This is a genomic window from Streptomyces sp. NBC_00028, assembly GCF_045041065.1.
In the GTDB taxonomy this organism is placed as follows: domain Bacteria; phylum Actinomycetota; class Actinomycetes; order Streptomycetales; family Streptomycetaceae; genus Streptomyces.
In genome coordinates this window covers 5,577,588-5,597,922 of the sequence record NZ_CP108293.1, presented here as the reverse complement: position 1 = coordinate 5,597,922, position 20,335 = coordinate 5,577,588, and the positions used below count along the sequence as shown (strand labels likewise).

Genomic DNA, 20,335 nt, shown 5'->3' with positions numbered 1-20,335 from the left:
GTCTGCGGCGTTCGGGGGCGGTAGCGTCCCCGCGTGCGCCTCGAACCGCTGCCCCTGACGGCCGATCACGACATCCCGGCCCCCGTCCTCACCGAACTCACCGCGCTCTACGCCTCCAACCACGCGTTCCACGCCCTCAGCGGCGACTTCCCCGACCCGGACGACATCCGCCCGGAACAGGTGGCCGCCGCGCTGGCCGAGGAGTTGGCCCATCCTGGTGCGGAGGTGCTGCTGGCCCGGAGCGAGGGGCGGATGGTGGGGATCGTGATCACCCTCGCCCACCATCCCGATCCGGCCGACCCCGACCCGTGGATCGGGCTGCTGATGGTCGACGCGAGCGCGCATCGGCGGGGGTACGGCAAGCGGGTCGCGAGCCTTGTCGAGGAACGGTTCCGCGCTGCCGGGCGTACCGCTCTGCGGCTGGCCGTCCTCGACGACAACCCCCGCGGCCTCGCCTTCTGGACCGCCCTCGGCTACGAGGTCGTCGACCACCGCACCGACCGCCGACTCGGCCGCCCCTGCGCCGTCCTGCGCAAGTCGCTGCGCACGCCCCGGCATGCGGCCCGTGTCGTCGTACTCGACCCGGACGGGGCGGTCTTCCTCTTCCGGTACGACAACGTCGAGGTCGGGGTGCACTGGGCGCCGCCCGGTGGAGGCCTTGAGGCGGACGAGACGCCTTACGAGGGTGCGCTGCGTGAACTGCGCGAGGAGACCGGCTGGACGGACCTCGAACCCGGACCGCTGCTGTGCACCTGGGAACACGACTTCACGCACGCGGTCGGGCCCGTCCACCAGGACGAGCACATCTACGTCGCCCACGGCCCCCGGCGCGAACCCACCGGCCCGCATCTCGCCGCCGCCCACGCCGAGGACGGCATCCTCACCTGGCGCTGGTGGCCCCGGGAGGAACTGCGCGCCACGCCGGACGCCCTGTGGCCACCGGACCTCGCCCGGCTGCTGGACGGGGACGAGTGACGGATCCGGCGCCAAGTCCGCTTAAGAAGCGGAGAGTTGACCATGTCTCACACGTCCGCATAGCGGATTGTGAAAACTGACTTTCGGACAAGAACACGTAAAGTCTTGACGGCGGCCTGTCAAACAGGCCGGTCCGGATGTCACCCTCTCCTCGCTCGCCGCAACTCTGTGCCCCACCTGTGCCTCGCCTGTGCCTCGACACCCTTGAGGCCGGCCCGAAGGAGACCGAGTGAGACAGCAGTCCCGTATCTCCCGTACGACCCGTCTGCGTGCCGCCGCCCTGATCGGCTCGGCGGCCATGGTCGTGCTCGCGCTGCAGAACGGCGCCGCCACCGCGGCCCCCGAGTCCGTCAACGGCGCCACCGCCCTCCCCCTCAGCGCCTCGGCCCGTGCCGCCGCCCTCAAGTCGGCGCAGGACGCGGCCGGTTCCACCGCCGACGAACTCGGGCTCGGCGCCCGGGAGGCGCTGGTCGTCCGGGATGTCGTCAAGGACGCCGACGGCACCGTCCACACCCGCTACGAGCGCACCTACGCCGGTCTGCCCGTCCTCGGCGGCGACCTCGTCACACACGTGGCGAAGGGCGGGGCGCTCAAGGGCGTCAGCAAGGCCACCGGCGCCCGCATAGCCGTGGCGTCGACGGACGCCGCGATATCCGCCGCCACCGCGAAGAAGTCGGCCCTCGCGGGGAGCCGTTCCGCGAGTGCCTCCGCCCGCAAGGTGGTCTGGGCCGCCGGCGCCAAGCCCGTCCTCGCCTACGAGACCGTCGTCAAGGGGCTCCAGCACGACGGAACCCCGAGCGAGCTGCACGTCATCACCGACGCCACCACCGGCAAGAAGATCTACGAGTACCAGGGCATCGACACCGGTACCGGTGCGAGCGAGTACAGCGGGACCGTGACGCTGGGCACCACGGCCGCCGCCTCGGGGGGCTTCGACCTCGTCGACTCCGCGCGCGGTGGGCACAAGACGTACGACCTGGGCGGGGGTACGTCCGGGACCGGCACCCTCTTCCACGACGCCGACGACGCCTGGGGTGACGGCACTCCTGCCAACCGGCAGACCGCCGCCGTCGACGCGGCCTACGGTGCCGCCGTCACCTGGGACTTCTACAAGTCGGCCTTCAACCGCAACGGCATCGCCGGTGACGGCAAGGCCGCCTACAGCCGGGTCCACTACGGCAACGCGTACGTCAACGCCTTCTGGAACGACAGCTGCTTCTGCATGACGTACGGCGACGGCACGGGCAACTCCCACCCGCTGACCTCGCTCGATGTCGCCGGGCACGAGATGAGCCACGGGCTGACCGCGGCCACCGCGGGGCTGAAGTACAGCCGCGAGTCGGGTGGGCTCAACGAGGCGACCTCCGACATCTTCGGCACCTCGGTGGAGTTCTTCGCGGGCAACTCCGCCGACGTCGGTGACTACCTCATCGGCGAGAAGATCGACATCAACGGCGACGGCACCCCGCTGCGCTACATGGACAAGCCCAGCAAGGACGGCGGCTCGGCCGACTACTGGTCGCGCACCGTCGGCCGGCTGGACGTCCACTACTCGTCCGGTGTCGCCAACCACTTCTTCTATCTGCTGAGCGAGGGCAGCGGCGCGAAGACGATCAACGGGGTGAGCTACAACTCCCCGACCTACGACGGCTCCAGCGTCACCGGCATCGGCCGCGCCAAGGCGTACCAGATCTGGTACAAGGCGCTGACGACGTACTTCACCTCCTCGACCGACTACGCGGGCGCCCGCACCGGCACCCTCCAGGCGGCGAGCGACCTGTACGGGGCGGGCAGCGCGGAGTACAGCGCGGTCGCGGCGGCCTGGAAGGCCGTCAACGTCAAGTAGCCGTACGGCACCCGTGGGCGTACCGATGCCGTCCGTGTCCGCAACTTACGTATCCCTAGTGGGTGTTGTTGCCGATGCGGGCGGCCGGTGAGTGGCCCAGACTGTGCGGGGTGCGACCACAGAGCCCGCTCGTCCTGGTGATCGGCGACGGCGGCATCGCCCTGTCCGGCGGTGCCGCCGAAGGCTCTCGAGGCCGTCCGGTGCGTACGGTGGTCTGTCGGCGGATCATCACCACGCGCCGGGCGGTCCCTCGGCGTCAGGCGCTGGGCCGGGCCGCCGCGAGGGTGGCGATCTGGGTGCGTGACGCGTAGCCGAGCTTGCCCATGATGTGCTCCACGTGCGAGTCCACCGTGCGCTTGGAGATGGTGAGCTGCTCGGCGATACGGCGGTTCGACAGTCCCTCCGCGACCAGGTCCGCGATCTCCCGCTCCCGTACGGTCAGCGCGGACCAGCCGCCGTGTCCCGCGGCCCGTCTGCCGCTCGCCCGCGCGCCGGTCGTTTCGCCCGTGGCGCGGTCCACGGCCTCCTGGAGGGAGAGCGCGGCGCCGGCGGCGTACAGCTCCTCGTGGCGGCGCGCACCGAGGGCGCTGCGGGTGACCGCCCTGGCCTCGTCGTGGGCCCGGTGCATGGCGGGGATGCCGAGCCGTGGGTCGTGGAACCTCTCCCACAGCCGGTCCGCCGCGCCCAGCAGCGCCGCCGCCCGCTCGGGGCGGCCTTCGGCGGCGGCGATCCAGCCGAGGGTGTCGATGGAGAAGGCGATGCCCTGGGCGTGGTTGATCTCCAGGCACATGGTGAGTGCGGAGCGCAGTACGGCCGCGGACTCCTCGTGCCGGCCGAGGCCCCACAGGGCGCAGCCCTGGATCCAGCCGACCCAGCCCTGCACCCAGCGCTCCCCGAGCGGTTCCAGGACGGGGCGGGTCTCCTCGCAGGTGGCCAGCGTCTTGTCGTACTCGCCCGCGCACAGATGCGCCCCGCACATCGTGCCCAGCATCCATGCCTCGCCGCCCTGTTCGCCGAGGCCGGCGAACCGTTCACGGGCGTCCCTGAGGCGTTCAAGCGCCCAGTCGACCTCGCCGACCAGGGTGTGGGCGAGGCCGCGGTTGAAGACGACGTAGGCCGCGTCGACGCGTCCGCCGCCCTCGTGGGAGGCGTCCTCGGCGCGCTCGGTCAGCTCCAGGCCGCGGCCGTGGGCGCCGGACATGAGGCTGAGGTGGCCGGCGACCCTGAGGGCGGTCACCCGGGACGGGTGCGGTTCGGGGCACAAGGGAAGGAGGCGCTCCAGCCAGTACAGACCCTCGACGGTGCGACCGGTGCCGAGCCACAGGCCCCACAGGGCCGAGGCCAGCCGGAGCCCGGCGGTGGCCTCGCGGGGTTCGGTGCAGCAGAACTCCAGCGCGGAGCGCAGACTGGCCCGCTCCCGCCAGGCCCTGCGCATCCACACCACCTGGTCGCGGGTGAGCCAGCGGGCGTCGAACTCCTCGGCCAGGGCGAGGCAGTGGTCGCGGTGGCGGGTGCGGTACTCCAGCTCGGCGCCGCTCTCGGCGAGGCGCTCGCGGCCGTACTCGCGGATGGTGTCGAGCATCCGGTAGCGGGCGTCGCTGCCGTCGCCCTCGTCGTCGAGCCGCAGCACGATCGCCTTGTCCACCAGGCCGATCAGGCACTCCAGGATCTCCTCCGGCGGCAGCCTGGGCCCCGAGCAGACCTCCTCGGCGGCGGTCAGCTCGAACTCCCCGGCGAACATCGAGAGCCGCACCCACAGCAACTGCTCCTGCTCGGTGCACAGTCCATGGCTCCAGTCGATGGCCGTGCGCAGGGTCTGGTGGCGGGGCAGCACCCCGCGGCTGCCGCCGGACAGGAGGCGGAAGCGGTGGTCGAGACGGGAGAGAAGCTGTTCGAGGGAGAGCGCCCGCAGGCGTACGGCGGCCAGTTCGATGGCCAGCGGAATGCCGTCGAGGCGGTGGCACAGGCGGGCCACCAGGCCGCGGTTGGCGTCGGTGAGCCCGAAGCCGCGGACCACGGCCGCCGCGCGTTCGGCGAACAGCAGCATGGCGTCGCTGGGTTCGGCGCCGGGCCGGGCGTCGTCGTCCGGGTCGATGACCGGCAGCGGCATCACCTGGAGCACCCGCTCGCCGGGGGCGTCCAGCGGCTGTCTGCTGGTCGCCAGGACGCGGACCTGCGGGCAGTAGCGCAGCACGGACTGCACGAACACCGCGCAGGCGTCGACGAGATGTTCACAGGTGTCCAGGACGAGCAGCAGTCGGCGGCTGCCGAAGTAGGCGATCAGCGCCTCCAGCGGGGTGCGGCCCGCCCGCTCGGACTGCTCGGGCAGCTCCACGACCGCCGCGACCGCGTTGGCCAGCAGCTCCGGGTCGCGCAGCTCGGACAGCTCCACGAAGTACACCCCGTCCGGGCAGCGTTCGCGCATCCGGCGGGCGGTGCGCAGCGCGAGCCGGCTCTTGCCGACCCCGCCCGCGCCCATCAGGGTCACCAGCCGCTCCCGGTACAACGCCTCACGGATCTCGGCGAGTTCGGCGTCCCGTCCGATGAACCGGGTGAGCTCGGCGGGCAGTCCGGCGTCGTCCGTCTCATGGGCCGACAGCGTCGGCGGTACGAGGCTGTCCATGGCGTCCCCTCGGCAGCAGGACCGGATACGTACCCGGGGCGCCCACCCTAGGTATACCGACGCACGCGCGAGACGGCCCTCCGCAAGGTGCCCCTTTACGACCGTCCGGGACCGCTCTGTGTTCGCCCGGTGACCGTTACGGTCGTGCGGGCTTTCCCTCTCCGTACAGCCACTCGTCCCAGATGGCGTCGAAGTCCTCGTCCGGCGCCTGCTGTTCGACGTACTCCGTGAAGTCGTCGGTGTCGGCGTTGCCGTGCCGGTGCGCGGCCGTCCAGCCCTGGACGATGTCGTAGAAGGTGTCGTCGCCGACCGTCTGCCGGATCTTCTGGATCACCATCGCGCCGCGCTGGTAGACGGGGTCGTCGGAGAGGTGTGCGGCGCCGCTCGGCTCGGCCGGCGGGAACAACCACAGGTCCGGGTACTCGTCCTCCCCCTCCGCGTACAGCTGGTCGAAGGTGTCCTGCGCGCTGTCGCCGCCCTCGTCCTCCTCCCACAGCCACTCCGCGTATGTCGCGAACCCCTCGTTGAGCCACATGTCCCGCCAGCTCCTCGGTGTGACGGAGTCGCCGAACCACTGGTGGGCGAGCTCGTGCACGAGGAGCGCGGTGTCGGGGGCGCCGGGGAAGAAGGGCCGGTTCTGTGTCTCCAGGGCGTACTCGGCGTCGTCCTCACCGCCGACGACCGCGCCGGTGGAGGAGAAGGGGTAGGGCCCGAAGTTCTCCTCGCCCCACTCCATGATCTCGGGCAGCCGCGCGAGCGCCTTCGCGCTCTCCCCGTGCCGGACGGCGGTGTAAACCGGCAGGTCACCGGCGGTGGAGCGGTGAATGTCGTAGTCGCCGACGGCGAGGGTGGCGACATAGCTCGCCATGGGCTCGGCCGTGTGCCAGGAGAAGGTCGTACCCGCCTCGCCGGTCTCCTGCTTCCTCAACTCCCCGTTGGAGACGGCTTCCAGGCCGTCCGGGACGGTGACCGTGATGTCGTACGACGCCTTGTCCGCGGGGTGATGGTTGCCGGGGAACCACGTCATCGACCCGATCGGCTCGCCGAGGGCCACCGCTCCGTCGGCGGTGCGCAGCCAGCCCTCCTCGGAGCCGTCGGCGTCGGTGAGGGTGCGGGGGGTGCCGGAGTAGCGGACCTCGGCCTTGAAGGTCTCCCCCTTGTCGAGGCCGCCGTGGGGGCGGACGGTCAGCTCCTGGCCGGTGCGGTGGAAGCGGGCGGCCCTTCCCTCGACCGTGACGGCCTCGACGTCCAGCCCCTTCAGGTCCAGGTCGAAGGCGGACAGGTCCTGCGTGGCCCTGGCGGTGATGCCCGCGGTGCCGGACAGATGGTCCGTGTCCGGGTCGTAGGACAGGCGCAGGTCGTAGTGGCCGACGTCGTATCCGCCGTTGCCCGCCTTGGGGAAGTACGGGTCCCGGACCCCGGCGCCCCCTGGGGTGCCGCGCACAGCGCCCTCGCCGTCGCCGGCGCCGCACGCCGTGAGGGTGAGGGCGGCGGCCGTCAGGGCGGACACCCAGGCCGGGACAAGGCGTGCGGATCTGGACATGTCAGGGATCCTAGGGCGCCGGGAGGCACGGACGTCCCGCGCCGGACGGCGTGACACCATCACGTACGTGCTCGACATCGGCTACGCCCTCTCCAACCGCTTCCCCGACCCGCCCCAGACCGACTACCGCCGCGCGGACGTCCACGCGCTGCGGCACGACCTGTTCTGCGGTGACGTCTACCTCGCCGACACCAAGGCGGACCGGGAGTTGTCCACAGCCTGGGGATGGGTGCCGGTGCTCGACTTCGCGTGGGCGCTGTGCGACATCGTGGAACACCTCGACCGCGACCCGGCGGGCTCCCGCGCCTCCCGCCCCCAGTACGCCGAACTCGACTTCACCGAGTCCACCGACCGCATGCTCTTCGAGCGCCGCTTCGGCTGGGTGGACATCGAGTCGGACTGGATGCCGGCCGAGGACCCCCCGCTCACCTTCTCCCACGCCGAACTCCGCCGTGAGGCCCGCGACTTCCTCCACGACCTCCTCGCCGACCTGACCGACCTCCACGAGGACCTGGGCGAGAACCCGGCGATCTGGACCCTCCAGGCGAAGTTCCCGCGGGTGAGCTGAGCCGGGGCGGCCGGCGCAGGAGCGGTGCCCCCCGGGCGCCGAGCGACCGGCGCGTCCTCACGTCCTCAGCCCTCCACCCGGATCCCCATCTGCCCGGCCAGCACCGGGGCCAGGTCGAGCAGTTGGGCCGCGCTGACCACCGCGCCCGCGAGTCGCTCCACGCCTCGGGCGATGTCCAGTTCGGCCGCGCCGCGCAGGTCCACGTCGGTGAGGGTGGCGCCGGTGAGGTCCGCGCGTCTCAGGGCGCAGTCGATGAACTCGACGCGCTCCAGGCGGGCACCGCCGAAGTCCGGTTCCACCAGCACGCAGCCCTCGAAGACGACGTCTCTGAGGCGGGCCGCCCGCAGGTTCGGGTAGTCGATCTTGCCGCCGCGGATCACCACCCGCTCCAGCACCGCCCCGTGCAACTGCACCCCGCCCAGCCGTGCGTCCACCGACTCGACGTCACGCAGTGTCGCCTCGGACAGGTCCGTGCCGACGCCCCGCACTCCGGTGAGGACCGAGTCGAGGAAGCGCGCGTGGCGCAGCCGTGTCTCGTCCAGCGCGCACTCCGTCAGCGCGCAGTCCATGAACCGGGCGCCCCCGCCGTCCTGTCCGGCGAGGTCCCGGTCCCGGAACTCCAGCCCGTCGTAGTCCCCGTCCGGCTCCAGTTCCCCGCCGGTGTACGCCTCCAGCGTCGGCAGGCGCACCTCCGGCCGCCGCGCCGCCTTCACACCGGCCCCGCCCGTCCTGCCCGCCCCGCCCGTCCCGCCCACCGCTCGCCTCGCCATGCCCCCCATGGTGCACCCCGCCACTGACAACGCCCCGGGACCAACGCCCTTACCTGCGAAGACGCCCCTGATGTCACATTCCGGCGCGCGCGGACGTCGTATCCGCAGCAGCCCACACATCGGACACCCACGCCCGACCGAGAGGAACACCCACCCATGCACCGCATCACCGTCATCGGCGGCGGCCTCGCCGGACTCACCGCGGCCGTCACCGCCGCCGAAGCGGGCGCCAAGGTCACGATCCACGAGGCCCACCACACCCTCGGCGGGCGGGCCCGGACCGCCGAGGGGCCGTACCGGACCAACGAGGGCCCGCACGCCCTCTACAACGGCGGCCCGCACTGGGCCTGGCTCAAGCAGCGCGACCTCATCGGCCCGCTCGCCCCGCTGCCGCCCCTGGAGGCGGCCCGGCTGCGGCTGCGCCACAAGGGCGTCCTGCGTCGCACCCCGCCCTTCGCGATGCTGAAGCTGCTGCGCCCCGGGCTGCCGCAGGCCCCCGTCGACACCGACTTCCTGACCTGGGCCACCCGTATCGCCGGCGAGGAGGCCGCGCGGGCCGCCGCCCACTACTCGGCCGTCGCCCTCTTCCACCACGACCCCGGCGCGCTGTCCGCGGCGTTCGTACAGGAACGCCTGCGCCGCGCCACCAAGCTGCCGCCCGAGGCGCACTACCCGGTCGGCGGCTGGGCGAGTGTCGTCGACCGGATGGCCGCCCGCGCCTGGAACCTCGGCGTCCGCATGGAGACCCTGTCCCGCGTCGACACGCTCCCCACGGACACCCCCGTCATCGTCGCCACCTCCCTCGCCGCCGCCCGCCGGCTCCTCGCGGACGACTCGCTGACCTGGGCGAGCGGCCGTACGGCTCTCGTCGACCTCGCCGTCCGCAGCCGGCGCGGTGACGCCTTCGCCGTCTCCGACCTCGACTCCCCGGGCTGGATCGAACGCTTCACCGCCCAGGACCGCACCCTCGCCCCCGCCGGCGAACAGCTGATCCAGGGCCAGATCCCGCTCGCCCCGCACGAGTCCAAGGCCGATGGCGTCGCCCGCGCCGAGCAGCTCCTCGACCTCGCCTTCGACGGCTGGCGCACCCGCGTGACCTGGCGCGGCGAGGCCCTCGCGAACGGCCGTACCGGAGCCGTCGACCTGCCCGGCACCAGCTGGCGGGACCGCCCCGCCATCGACCGGGGCGACGGTGTCTACCTCGCCGGCGACCAGGTCGCCGCCCCCGGCGTGCTGTCCGAGGTCTCCTTCAACAGCGCGCTGACCGCCGTGTCCCTGGCCCTCGGCCGCAACGCCCTTGACCTCAAGCATGCTTGAGGTTGAAGGCTGGGGGCTCACCAGCAGCACAGCAGCCGCTCAGGGAGCCTCCATGCACGCCATCCGCCTGCACGCCTTCGGCCCGGCCGAGAACCTCGTCCACGAGCGGGTCGAGGACCCCCGCCCCGGCCCGGGCCAGGTCCGTATCGCCGTACGGGCCGCCGGTGTCCACCTGCTGGACACCGCCCTGCGCGAGGGCGTCCAGGGACCGCTGCCCGAACCGCCCCGCCTGCCCACGATCCCTGGCCGCGAGGTCGCCGGTGTGGTCGAGTCCCTCGGCGACGGCGTCGCCGCCCTGTGGCTCGGCAAGCGCGTGGTGGCCCACCTCGGCTTCGCCCCCGGGGGCTACGCCGAGCTCGCCGTCACCGACGTCGACCGGGTCCACGAGATCCCCGGCAACCTGGACTTCGCCGAGGCCGTCGCCATGATCGGGACAGGCCGTACGACGATGGGGATCCTCCAGTTCGCCGAGCTCGGCCCCGACTCCGTGGCCCTCGTCCCGGCCGCCGCCGGGGGCATCGGCACCCTGCTCGTGCAGTACGCGAAGAACGCCGGCGCCACCGTCGTCGGTCTCGCCGGCGGGCCCGCGAAGACCGCCCTCGTCGAGGCGAACGGCGCCGATCCCGCCGTCGACTACCGGGACCCGGCCTGGCCGGACAAGGTCCGCGCGCACCTCGGCGGCGACAAGGTCACCATCGTCTTCGACGGCGTCGGCGGGGACGTCGCCCGCGAGGCCCTCGCCCTGCTCGCCCCCGGCGGACGGCACCTCGTCTTCGGCTGGTCCGCCGACGGCATCCAGGACGGCGCGCCCCACCTCGTCGACGGCGTCTCCGAGCAGGTCCTCGGCGCCGTGATGATGCGGAAGGCCGGCGGCCCCAACCCCGTCCGCACGCTGGAACTGCGCGCCCTCGCCGAGGCCGCCGCGGGCCGCCTCACCCCGGCCGTGCAGCGCTTCCCGCTCGCCGAGGCGGCCGCCGCACACCGGGCACTGGAGACACGGGGGACCACCGGGAAGGTCATCCTCGAACCATGAGCCGGCGCGAGGCGCGGACCACGAACCGTCCATGAGCCATCCATCCACGAGGCGCCGCTCGCGGATGCGATACCTCCCGATTCATGGTCTTCTGGCGGGGTGAGTGTCACCCGAACAGGTGAACCGGATCAGGCCGACCCCCGCCGCTGGTGGGGCCTGGTGATCATCGCCCTCGCCCAGCTGATGGTCGTCCTCGACGCCACCATCGTGAACATCGCCCTCCCCTCCGCGCAGGAGGACCTGGGCATGTCCGACGCCAACCGGCAATGGGTGATCACCGCCTACACCCTCGCCTTCGGCGGCCTCCTGCTGCTCGGTGGCCGGATCGCGGACCTCGTGGGCCGCAAGCGCACGTTCGTCATCGGCCTCATCGGCTTCGCCGCCGCCTCCGCCCTCGGCGGCGCGGCCCAGAACTCCGGCATGCTCTTCGGCGCCCGAGCGCTCCAGGGCGTCTTCGCCGCGGTCCTGGCGCCCTCCGCGCTCAGCCTGCTCACCACGACCTTCACCGACCCCAAGGAACGCGGCAAGGCCTTCGGCATCTACGGCGCCCTCGCGGGCTCCGGCTCCGCCATCGGCTTCATCGTCGGCGGGCTGCTCACCGAGTACCTCGACTGGCGCTGGTGTCTCTACGTCAACGTCCCCATCGCCGTCGTCGCCGTCTTCGGCGCCCTCGCCCTTCTCCACGACCGCCCCGGACACGCGGACGTCCGCCTGGACGTGCCCGGCGCGGTGCTGGGCTGCGGCGGACTGGTCGCCATCGTCTACGGCTTCAGCGAGGCGCAGCCGCGCGGCTGGACGGACCCCCTGGTGCTGGGTCTCTTCGCGGCCGGCGTGGTCCTGCTGACGGCCTTCGTGTGGTGGCAGACCAGGGCCCCCGTGCCGCTGCTCCCCCTGCACATCGTCAAGGACCGCAACCGGGCCGGCTGCTTCCTGACCATGGGCCTCGCCGTCATCGGCATGTTCGGCCTGTTCCTGTTCATGACCTACTACCTCCAGGTGATCCTCGCCTACTCACCCGTCAAGACCGGCCTGGCCTTCCTGCCCCTCACGGCCGCGATCATCATCGGCTCCACCCAGATCTCGGCCCGTCTGATGAACCGCGTGCCGCCCCGGCTGCTGATGGCTCCCGGCATGGTCCTCGCCGCGACCGGCATGGTGATCCTGACCCGCATGACGGTCCACTCCGACTACACGACGGAGATCCTCCCGGCCCTGATTCTCATGGGCCTCGGCATGGGCCTCACCTTCATGCCGGTCTTCGCCACCGCGACCGCGGGCGTCGCCCCGCAGGACTCCGGCGTCACCTCGGCCACCGTCAACACCTCCCAGCAGGTGGGCGGTTCGATCGGCACGGCCCTGCTCAACACGATCGCCACCACCAGCAGCACGGCCTATCTCACAGCCCATCTGACCCGCGGCGCCGACCAGGACCTGGTCTCGAAGGAGGCGGTCGTGCACGGATACACGGTCGCGATCTGGTGGGCGGCGGGGATCATGCTGCTGGCGGGGGTGGTGGCGGCACTGATGGTGACGGCGAGGCCGACGGCGCAGGGAGCACCAACACTGGTTCCACCATCAAAAACGGCCGCATGACCCACCTCAGGGGCGCGGGGAACTGCGCGACCAGCCACAACTGCCCCGCAGACAACAACGCTCAGTGCCGCCCCGAAACCCGATCCGCGACCCGTGCCAGCCTCGAGGACTCCGCCGTACGCAACCGCGACTCCCGCCGGTCCGCCGCCCGGTACGTCGCGTACATGCCCTGCACCCCGAGCCAACGGAACGGCTCCGGCTCCCACTTGCGCACCTTGTGCCCCACCCACGGCAGGTCCGTCAGCTCGGTCTTCCCACCCTGCCCGGAGTCCAGTTGCACGAGATCCCGAAGCGTCCTAGCCGCAAGGTTCGTCGTCGCCACCCCCGAGCCGACATAGCCGCCGGCCCAGCCGAGGCCCGTAGCCCGATCCAGCGTGACCGTCGCGCACCAGTCGCGCGGTACGCCCAGCACGCCCGACCAGGCGTGTTCGACCGCGTGCCCGGCCAGTGAGGGGAAGAAGCTCACGAGGATGTCGCGCAGTGCCTCGACCGTCGCTTCCTGGGTCCGGCCGTCGTTGTCCGTCCGCGAGGCGAAGCGGTACGGCACCCCGCGTCCGCCGAGGGCGATCCTCCCGTCGGCGGTGCGCTGCGCGTACATGTACGCGTGTGCCATGTCGCCGAGTGCCTGGCGTCCGTCCCAGCCGATCGTCTCCCATTGGTCGTCCGTGAGAGGTTCGCTGACCACCATCGACGAGTTCATCGGCAACCAGGTCCGGCGCTGTCCCTTCAGGCTCGCCGTGAAGCCCTCGGTGCAGCGCAGGACGTACGGGGCGCGGACCGTGCCGTACGGCGTCACCGCGTGCTTCGGCCTGATCTCCGTCACCGGCGTGCCCTCGTGGATGACCACCCCGAGCGCCTCGACGGCCGCGGCCAGGCCCTTCACCAGCTTCACGGGGTGCAGGCGGGCACCGTGCGGGGTCCAGGAGGAGCCGACGGCGTCCGCGACCCGGATCCGCTCGGCCGTCCCGCGGGCGTCGTACAGCTCGCGGTCCTTCTCGCCGTACGACAGTTCGTGCGCGTGGAAGTCCTTGAGGCGGGCCAACTGGGCGGGTGTACGGGCGACTTCCAGCACCCCGCCCTTGTGGACGTCCGCGTCGATGCCCTCGGCCTCGGCGACCCGGACGACCTCGTCGACGGTGTCGTTCATCGCCCGCTGCAACCGCACCGCCGCCTCGTGGCCGTGCAGCTTCGCGTAGCGGTCGCGGCCCGCGATGCCGTTGTAGAGCCAGCCGCCGTTGCGTCCCGAGGCGCCGTAGCCGCAGAACTTCTGCTCCAGGACGGTGACGCGCAGGAAGGGGGCCGCCTTCTTGAGGTAGTACGCGGTCCACAGGCCCGTGTAGCCGCCGCCGACGATCACCACGTCCGCCGTGGCGTCCCCGGCGAGAGGCTCCCGTACCGCCGGGAGACCGTCGTCCGCGAACCAGAACGAGATGCCGCCGTTGACGACAGCGCTTGCCGAGCTGCTCATGCCGGGGACGTTAGCCCCCCACGGCCGCCGCTGTCTCCTTCGGATTTCGTGGTCTTGCGCGCCCTCTGACCAGCGGATAGCACGCGAACCCGATCAGCGCCGAGGTGAAGTGGCCGAGGTCGGTGAAGGTCCGGCCGGTGACGAGCGGCACGCCGTAGACGATCAGCACGGCGGCGGCGTACGGCGCGCGCCAGGGCACCGGAATCCGATACGCGAGCACCGCCACCACCCCGGCCAGCGCGTAACTCACCCCGATGTCGAGGGTGTTGACGGCCGACTCGGGCGCCATCCCGTGCCGGATCCCCCACAGCAGCGCCCCCTCGCTGATCAGGGTCGCCAGCACATGCGCCGCCGCGCAGACCGCCAGCCAGCGCGCCGTCCCCAGCCAGCGCTCGACGGGCGCGTGGAAGACGGAGTACAGGACGGCGTACGGCAGCCAGACCCCGCCGTCGATCCACATCGCGCTGGAGACCAGAACCCGCACCGGATTGCTGGACAGTTCACGGATGTTGGTCGAGCGCTGCCGCAGGAACTGCTCCTCGAACTCCGGCGACATGTGGTGCAGGGCGACCGTCGTCACGAACAGGACCGCCAGCCAGATGTACGTGCCCGGCGCGCCGCGCACGTACCCCCACACCCGGTGCAGACCCCGCTTAATTCGCATGAGCCGATTTACCCACGTCGATACGCTCGCGGCGTGATCGACATTCCGGATGGACTCGCGGCGGCGCAGGAGAAGTTCAACGGAGCGGCGGGGCGGGCGTTCATCGCCGGACTGCCGGAACGGGCGGAGCACTTCCTGGCGGCCTGGGGGCTGCGGCCGGACGGTACGGCCATGCACGGCGTCAGTGCCCTCGTCCTGCCCGTGCTGCGGACCGACGGCACCGGGGCCGTCCTGAAACTGCAGCTGCTCGACGAGGAGAGCGAGGGCGAGCCCGTCGCCCTGCGCGTCTGGGACGGCGACGGGGCGGTACGGCTCCTCGACCACGACGCGGCCACCGGCACGATGCTCCTGGAACGCCTCGACCCGCGGCGCATGCTGTCCTACGACCCCGACTCCCGCCGGGCCGTCCTCGTCATCGCCCGCCTCCTGGCCCACCTGACCACCGCACCCGCCCCGGAGGGCATGCGCGGCCTGGGGGACATCGCGCGGGCCATGCTGGAGCGCACGCCGTGGGCGCTGGAGCGCATCGCCGACGAGGAGGCGCGCGGACTGCTCGCCCACTGCGCCGCCGCCGTAGGGGAGGTCGTGGACGAGCCCGGCGACCGGCTGCTGCACTGGGACCTGCACTACGACAACGTCCTCGGCGCCGACCGCGCGGACTGGCTCGCCATCGATCCCAAGCCCCTCGCCGGCGACCCCGGCTTCGACCTGCTGCCCGCGATCGACAACCGCTTCGACCCCGGTGAGGTGCGCTGGCGCTTCGACGCCCTGACAGACGTCCTGGGCCTGGACCGGGCACGCGCGCGTGCCTGGACGCTCGGGCGGGTGCTCCAGAACTGTCTCTGGGAGATCGAGGACGGCCGCCCGTTGGAGCCGGAACAGCTGGAGATCGTACGGCGGTTGCGGGGCGCGTGAGCCGGCCGCCGGGGTCCGTTCAGTCGGCGAGGAAGTCGATGAGCGCCTCGTTGACGGCGTCGGGCCGCTCCAGATAGCCGTAGTGGCCGCAGCCGGGGATCTCCGTGTACCGGGCGCCCGGGATGGCCAGGGCGAGTTCGCGTGACAGATGCGGGCGCACGACCAGGTCGTCCTGGAAACCGATGACCAGACAGGGGCGGCTGATCCGGCGGTAGTGCGGGAGGCGGTTCGGGATGACCTCCAGGCCGAGTTGGGCGCGGATCGTCGACGGGTCGGGCGCGGAGAGCTCGAAGATGCCGAGCCAGTCCCGCAGCCCGTCCTCGTAGTTGAGCGTGCGGGGCGAGAGGTTCTGCAGGGCGTGCTGGTACGCCGTCACCGAGGGCGGGATCTTGACGCCGCTGTCGGCCAGTTCGATGTCGGCGGCCGACATGGCCTCGATCAGCGCGTCCGCCCGGCCGCAGCTGGCCATCAGCACGGCCCGGCTGACGAGTTCGGGGCGGGCGAGGACGAGTTCCTGCGCGATGAGACCACCCAGTGAGTGGCCCACCACCCGGCAGGGGCCCACCCCCAGGCGCTCGATCAGCGCGGCGACGTCCGCGGCCATGTCGGCGAGCGTGAACCCGACGACGGACGGTCCGGTCGGCGGTATGCCCCGGTTGTCGAGCGTGATCACCCGGTGGCCGGCCGCCCTGAGGGCGGGGACCTGGTGGCTGCGCCAGATCCGTCCCGGGCCGCCGGTGCCCGCGAGCATCACGACGGGCTCCGCCCGGCCGGCCGGGCCGTGGTCGTCGTAACTGAGATCGATCCCGTTGACGCGCGCGAGCGGCATCGGCATGTCCTTCCGTCGTTCCTCCTCCGGGTCAGAGCCTGTGTCATATCCCCGGTCGGATCAGCGCGCGGCGCCTGGTGCGTGCGATCGCAAGGCGCCGGAGCGCCCTCGTGGCGGAGCCACGCGGGCGTTTCGGCAACGCCGCGAGCGTGCGTGCCAGGCGCCGCGCGCCCGGCCGGGGGTATGACACAGGCTCTCAGTGGCCGGACCACACCGGAGTGCGTTTCTCCGCGAAGGCCCGAGGGCCCTCCACCGCGTCCTCGCTCCTCATGCGCCGCTCCTCCCACACGTAGCGGGTGGCGAACGCCTCCTCCAGCGGCTGGTCGAGCGAGCGCATCACGGACTCCTTGAGGGCCCGCACCGACAGGGGCGCGCTGCGGACCAGGTCGTCCGTCCAGGCGGCCACCCGGCGGTCCAGGTCGCCCTTCTCGTCGTCGGCGACCTCGTTGACCAGCCCGAAGTGCAGCGCGGTCGCCGCGTCCATGGAGCGCCCGGTGAGCAGGTACCCCATGGCGGTCTTCAGAGGCAGTTGGCGGGCGAGCCGGAACGCGCCGCCCGCGCCCGGGATCAGACCGAGCCGGGCCTCGGGCAGCGCGAAGACCGCGTCGTGCGAGGCGATGACGAGGTCGCAGGCGAGCGCCAGCTCGAAGCCGCCGCCCAGGGCGTAGCCGTTGACCCGCGCCACCACCGGTTTGGACAGGGTGAACCGCTCGGTGAGCCGGGGCCAGCCGGGCAGTCCCCGGCTGCCGAAGGTGGTGCGCGGGGTGCCCGCGCCGTCGAGGCGGCTGCGTTCCTTCAGGTCCTGTCCGACGGAGAAGGCCCGCTCGCCCGCCCCGGTCAGGACCACCGCGCGGATGTCGTCATCGGCCTCCACGTCGTCCCAGACACCGGCGAGTTCCTCGTGCATCCGCAGGTCCATCGCGTTCAGCACCTCGGGCCGGTCGAGGGTGACGTGGGCGATGTGGTCCTTCTTCTCGTACCGCACCCGGGTCCGGTCGGCGGCGCTCACGCGGACCTCGCCGCGAACCTGCCGACCTTGTGGATGACGTCCTCCCCGTAGAGCCGCAGCGCCTGCTGGAGGGCGAACTCCGCCATGTAGGCGCGAAACGCCTCGGCGGGCTCCTCGGCGAGGTTGAGCATCCGCCGGTTGGCGAGCACCGCCTCGCCGTCGAAGCGGGCCAGGCTCCGCTCGATCGCGTCGTCCAGCTCCGGCGGGTCCACGACCTCGTCCACCAGCAGCCGTGCCGCCGGCTCCGAGGCCCAGATCCGGCGGCCCTCCAGGATCACCTGCCGGGACAGCCGGGGCCCGACGTACCGGCTTAAGCGGAAGTTGGCCACGCCGGGGATGATCCCCTCCTTGGCCGCCGGGAGGCTGAGGTAGGCGTCGGACGCGGCCAGGACATGGTCGAACACCAGCAGCAGCTGGGCGCCGCCGCCGATCGCGAAGCCGTCGACGGCGGCGACCCACGGCTTCTCGACGTAGGGCGAGTGCCACGGCGCCTCGGCGCCCTCGACGCGCAGGCCCCTGACGAGCTTGTGGAGGTAGCCGAGTTCGCGGCGCAGCAGGAAGTCGACCAGGGAGATGTCGCCGGAGCTGAGGTTCTTCAGGTTGATGCCCGCGCTGAACACCCGCTTGCCGCGGTAGCGGGGGTGGCTCATCTCCCCGCCGCGCAGCAGCCCGACCCGCACGTCCGGGTCGAGGAGGGCCAGGTCGACGGCGGTCTCCATGTCGTCGACCTGCTGGTTGTCCTCGGCGTTGAGCCGGTCGTGCCGGCACATCGTCAGCCGTGCGACACCGTCCCGGCGTTCCAGCCGCACGGCTTCCAGCTCCACCACTCCCGTGCGCAGGAACTCCGGGAGCAGCCGTTCGGCGCGGGCGGTCGGCCGGAGCATGGCGTCCAGGAGGTGCGGGCCGGCCGTGGGCGACCGCAGGACGGCCCGCAGGAAGATGCCCTGGTCGATCTCGTGGCCCTCTTTGTCGGCCTGCGCACGGCTGCGCTCCTGGGCGAGGCGGCCGGCGTCCGGTACCAGTGCGGGGTAGGCGTCCGCGGCGGCCGCGACCAGGTCGTCGACGCGCAGGCTCCGGGTGCGTCCGTCGGTGAGCCGGTCGTAGACGGTGTCGGCGTGGACGTCGAGGAAGCGGGCGCGCAGGGCGCGGGCCCAGTTCTTCGCCGCTTCGGCCTCGGCGCGCTGGTGCGGGGTGCGGCGGGTCGGCTCCGGCAGGGACGCGAGGGTCTTGTCCACCTGCTCGGCGGCCTCCGTCAGCGCCGACCACTCCTGCGTCTCGTCGTGGGTGGCCACCATCAGGCGGCCTCCTCGGCGGTGCGTCGCAGCGCGCGGTCGCAGGCCGCCAGATGCGGGCCGAGGGCGTCCTCGAAGCTGGTGGTGGCCGCGTCGAGGAGCAGCTGGCGGCGCAGGGCGACCTCCTTGCCGGCCAGGCCCTTGAGGCGCTCGACGGTGGTGGCCGCGGCGGCGTCGGGCGTCTCCGTCAGCTCGTCGGCGATGCCCAGCATCAGCGCCTCGGGGGCCTGGACCGGCTGCCCGAACAGGACGGCGCGGCGGGCGCGGGCTGCGCCGGCCAGGCGGGCGAGCCGGAAGACGGCCATGCCGGGCCAGGTGGCCTCGCCCTCGACGGGCAGCAGCAGCCGGCTGCTGCGGGTCGCGATGCGGACGTCGGCGGTGAGGAAGGCGTCGAGGGCCGTTCCGCCACAGTCGCCGGTCGCGACCGCGACGGTCACCGCGGGCAGCCGTTCGAGCCGCCGCAGCACCCGCTCCCACTTGGTGACGAGGGCGACGTCCAGCCCGTCGGCCCAGCCCGGCGCGGGTGCGCCGGTGACCCGCAGGATCACCGCCCCGCCCCGGTCCTCCACCTCTTCGCACAGGACGGTGACGTCCTTGACGGTCCTGATCGACAGCGGCTGGGCCCCGTCGATGGTCAGTGTCGGCACGCCGCTCAGGTCACTCACTGCGCTCTCTCCTGTCGTCACCACTGCACCAGCGCCGTCTCGAGCGTGGAGCCCGGTCCCATGGTCATCAGCACCCCGTAGTCGCCGGGCCGGGTCACCTGCTCGTCGAGGAGCCGTTCGTACGAGAAAAGGAACGATCCGCTGGACACGTTGCCGTAGTCCCGCAGGACGCCGACGGTGTGCCGCAGGTCGTGGCGGGTCAGCCCGAGGTTGACCACGACCGCGTCGATCACCTTCTTGCCGCCGGAGTGCACGAGCCAGTGGCGGATGTCGCTCCGCCGCAGCCCCGTGTCCCCGAGCAGACGGTCGACCACGATCTCGGCGTGGGCGCCGACGACATAGGGGATCTGCGGGTCGAGATAGAAGCTGAACCGGTCCAGCTCGCGGTCCCAGTCGTAGCGCATCGCGCCGATCGCCTCGGGGATGATGCAGCTGGCGAACTTCAGGACGGTCGGGCCCTCGGTCGTCCCGGACGCCTCGTCACCGGGCCCGGCCATCAGGGCGATCGCTCCGGCGCCGTCGCCGAAGAGGCTGTTGACGACCGCGGTCCGCATCGAGCCGTCCATGGCGTACGCCGCCGAGCAGGCCTCCGTGCAGAGCACGACGGCGAGTTCGCCGGGGTGGGCGGCGGACCAGCCGGCCACGACGTTCAGCGCGTTGAGGCCCGCGTTGCAGCCCATGCCGACGATGTCGCTGCGGCTGCAGTGCCGGTCGATGCCCAGCTCACGGATCATCAGGGCGCTCAGCCCCGGGGTGAGGAACCCGGTCGACGACACACAGCACAGGTGCCGCAGATCGGAGAGTTCGGCGCCGGCCCGCTTGAGACAGGCGCGCAGTGCCTCGGCGCCCATCTCGACCGCCATGGCCTTGTGCTTGTCGATCAGATCGCCCTGCGGCTCGGGCGCGCGGACACCGTCGGCGTCCGGTTCCGGCAGGGTGAGGTGGCGCCGGTCGATGGCGCTGTTGGCGAAGACGGACGTGATCTTCGGGTCGGTGATACCGAACGCGTCGAGCACCTCCTGCTGGGAGTAGGTGGCGGCCGAGGCGGCCGTCCCCACCCCGAGGATCCGCGGCCGGTACGGCGTCTTCAGGGCGCCGTCACCGGTCAGGGCCAGCGGCGGCCGGTCCAGGCTGACTGTCATCGAAAAGTCCACCCCCACATTCGCGGCTTGGACCGCGATCGTTGTGCGTTGCTGTTCCCGCTCACTTGCCTCGCCTTTCCGCG

General features: G+C 72.2%; 17 protein-coding genes. 7 read left to right on the top strand and 10 right to left on the bottom strand.

Translation table 11 applies throughout. The features are described 5' to 3' along the window. Window positions 1-33: 33 nt before the first annotated feature. Entirely contained in the window at window positions 34-975 is a 942-nt protein-coding gene (locus OG885_RS25135) for a GNAT family N-acetyltransferase (RefSeq protein WP_405735224.1), read from the top strand. A gap of 298 nt (window positions 976-1,273) precedes the next feature. Then, window positions 1,274-2,821, top strand: coding sequence for a M4 family metallopeptidase (locus OG885_RS25130; RefSeq protein ID WP_405742863.1), 1,548 nt, complete (start codon window positions 1,274-1,276; stop codon window positions 2,819-2,821). A 256-nt stretch (window positions 2,822-3,077) separates the two neighbouring features. Here OG885_RS25130 and OG885_RS25125 read toward each other — a convergent pair whose 3' ends face one another. Both OG885_RS25125 and OG885_RS25120 read right to left on the bottom strand, forming a co-directional pair. Next, on the bottom strand, window positions 3,078-5,444 hold the full coding sequence (locus OG885_RS25125) for an ATP-binding protein (protein WP_405735221.1): 2,367 nt from the start codon (window positions 5,442-5,444) through the stop codon (window positions 3,078-3,080). A 136-nt stretch (window positions 5,445-5,580) separates the two neighbouring features. Beyond that, window positions 5,581-6,987: a M1 family metallopeptidase gene (locus OG885_RS25120; RefSeq protein ID WP_405735219.1), complete on the bottom strand. Its 1,407-nt coding sequence runs from the start codon at window positions 6,985-6,987 to the stop codon at window positions 5,581-5,583. Between the two features lie 67 nt (window positions 6,988-7,054). Between OG885_RS25120 and OG885_RS25115 the strand changes: the two genes are divergently transcribed. Continuing rightward, the gene (locus tag OG885_RS25115) at window positions 7,055-7,555 is read left to right on the top strand and encodes a hypothetical protein (protein ID WP_405742861.1); all 501 of its coding nucleotides are present in this window, start codon (window positions 7,055-7,057) and stop codon (window positions 7,553-7,555) included. A 65-nt stretch (window positions 7,556-7,620) separates the two neighbouring features. Here the strand turns inward: OG885_RS25115 and OG885_RS25110 are convergent, their stop codons facing one another. Further along, a complete protein-coding gene (locus OG885_RS25110; RefSeq protein WP_405735216.1) occupies window positions 7,621-8,325 on the bottom strand; it encodes a pentapeptide repeat-containing protein in 705 nt (234 codons plus the stop codon). Window positions 8,326-8,481: 156 nt separating this feature from the next. Between OG885_RS25110 and OG885_RS25105 the strand changes: the two genes are divergently transcribed. From OG885_RS25105 to OG885_RS25095, 3 genes are all read left to right on the top strand, one after another. After that, the gene (locus OG885_RS25105) at window positions 8,482-9,642 is read left to right on the top strand and encodes an NAD(P)-binding protein (protein WP_405735213.1); all 1,161 of its coding nucleotides are present in this window, start codon (window positions 8,482-8,484) and stop codon (window positions 9,640-9,642) included. Between the two features lie 52 nt (window positions 9,643-9,694). Further along, window positions 9,695-10,675, top strand: coding sequence for a zinc-binding dehydrogenase (locus OG885_RS25100; RefSeq protein WP_405735210.1), 981 nt, complete (start codon window positions 9,695-9,697; stop codon window positions 10,673-10,675). Window positions 10,676-10,774: 99 nt separating this feature from the next. Next, a complete protein-coding gene (locus OG885_RS25095; protein WP_405735207.1) occupies window positions 10,775-12,268 on the top strand; it encodes an MFS transporter in 1,494 nt (497 codons plus the stop codon). Window positions 12,269-12,329: 61 nt separating this feature from the next. On the opposite strand, the gene OG885_RS25090 is transcribed toward OG885_RS25095, so the two are convergent. Together OG885_RS25090 and OG885_RS25085 are read right to left on the bottom strand one after the other, a co-directional pair. Continuing rightward, on the bottom strand, window positions 12,330-13,736 hold the full coding sequence (locus OG885_RS25090) for an NAD(P)/FAD-dependent oxidoreductase (RefSeq protein WP_405735204.1): 1,407 nt from the start codon (window positions 13,734-13,736) through the stop codon (window positions 12,330-12,332). Between the two features lie 10 nt (window positions 13,737-13,746). Next, complete coding sequence (locus OG885_RS25085) at window positions 13,747-14,400, bottom strand: rhomboid-like protein (protein ID WP_399962769.1); 654 nt, start codon at window positions 14,398-14,400, stop codon at window positions 13,747-13,749. Window positions 14,401-14,433: 33 nt separating this feature from the next. Between OG885_RS25085 and OG885_RS25080 the strand changes: the two genes are divergently transcribed. Next, complete coding sequence (locus OG885_RS25080) at window positions 14,434-15,315, top strand: aminoglycoside phosphotransferase family protein (RefSeq protein WP_405735201.1); 882 nt, start codon at window positions 14,434-14,436, stop codon at window positions 15,313-15,315. Window positions 15,316-15,334: 19 nt separating this feature from the next. On the opposite strand, the gene OG885_RS25075 is transcribed toward OG885_RS25080, so the two are convergent. From OG885_RS25075 to dpgA, 5 genes are all read right to left on the bottom strand, one after another. Continuing rightward, entirely contained in the window at window positions 15,335-16,144 is an 810-nt protein-coding gene (locus OG885_RS25075) for an alpha/beta fold hydrolase (RefSeq protein ID WP_405735199.1), read from the bottom strand. A gap of 196 nt (window positions 16,145-16,340) precedes the next feature. Then, window positions 16,341-17,153 carry an enoyl-CoA-hydratase DpgD gene (dpgD, locus tag OG885_RS25070; RefSeq protein ID WP_405735196.1) on the bottom strand — a complete coding sequence of 271 codons (813 nt, stop codon included), beginning with the start codon at window positions 17,151-17,153 and terminating at the stop codon, window positions 16,341-16,343. Continuing rightward, window positions 17,150-18,448, bottom strand: a complete 1,299-nt coding sequence (gene dpgC, locus OG885_RS25065) for a (3,5-dihydroxyphenyl)acetyl-CoA 1,2-dioxygenase DpgC (RefSeq protein ID WP_405735194.1) — start codon at window positions 18,446-18,448, stop codon at window positions 17,150-17,152. The genes dpgD and dpgC overlap by 4 nt, the downstream gene beginning before the upstream one ends. Continuing rightward, a complete protein-coding gene (dpgB, locus tag OG885_RS25060; protein ID WP_405735192.1) occupies window positions 18,448-19,110 on the bottom strand; it encodes an enoyl-CoA-hydratase DpgB in 663 nt (220 codons plus the stop codon). The genes dpgC and dpgB overlap by 1 nt, the downstream gene beginning before the upstream one ends. Window positions 19,111-19,127: 17 nt before the next feature. Further along, window positions 19,128-20,252 carry a 3,5-dihydroxyphenylacetyl-CoA synthase DpgA gene (dpgA, locus tag OG885_RS25055; protein ID WP_405735189.1) on the bottom strand — a complete coding sequence of 375 codons (1,125 nt, stop codon included), beginning with the start codon at window positions 20,250-20,252 and terminating at the stop codon, window positions 19,128-19,130. Between the last annotated feature and the right edge of the window lie 83 nt (window positions 20,253-20,335).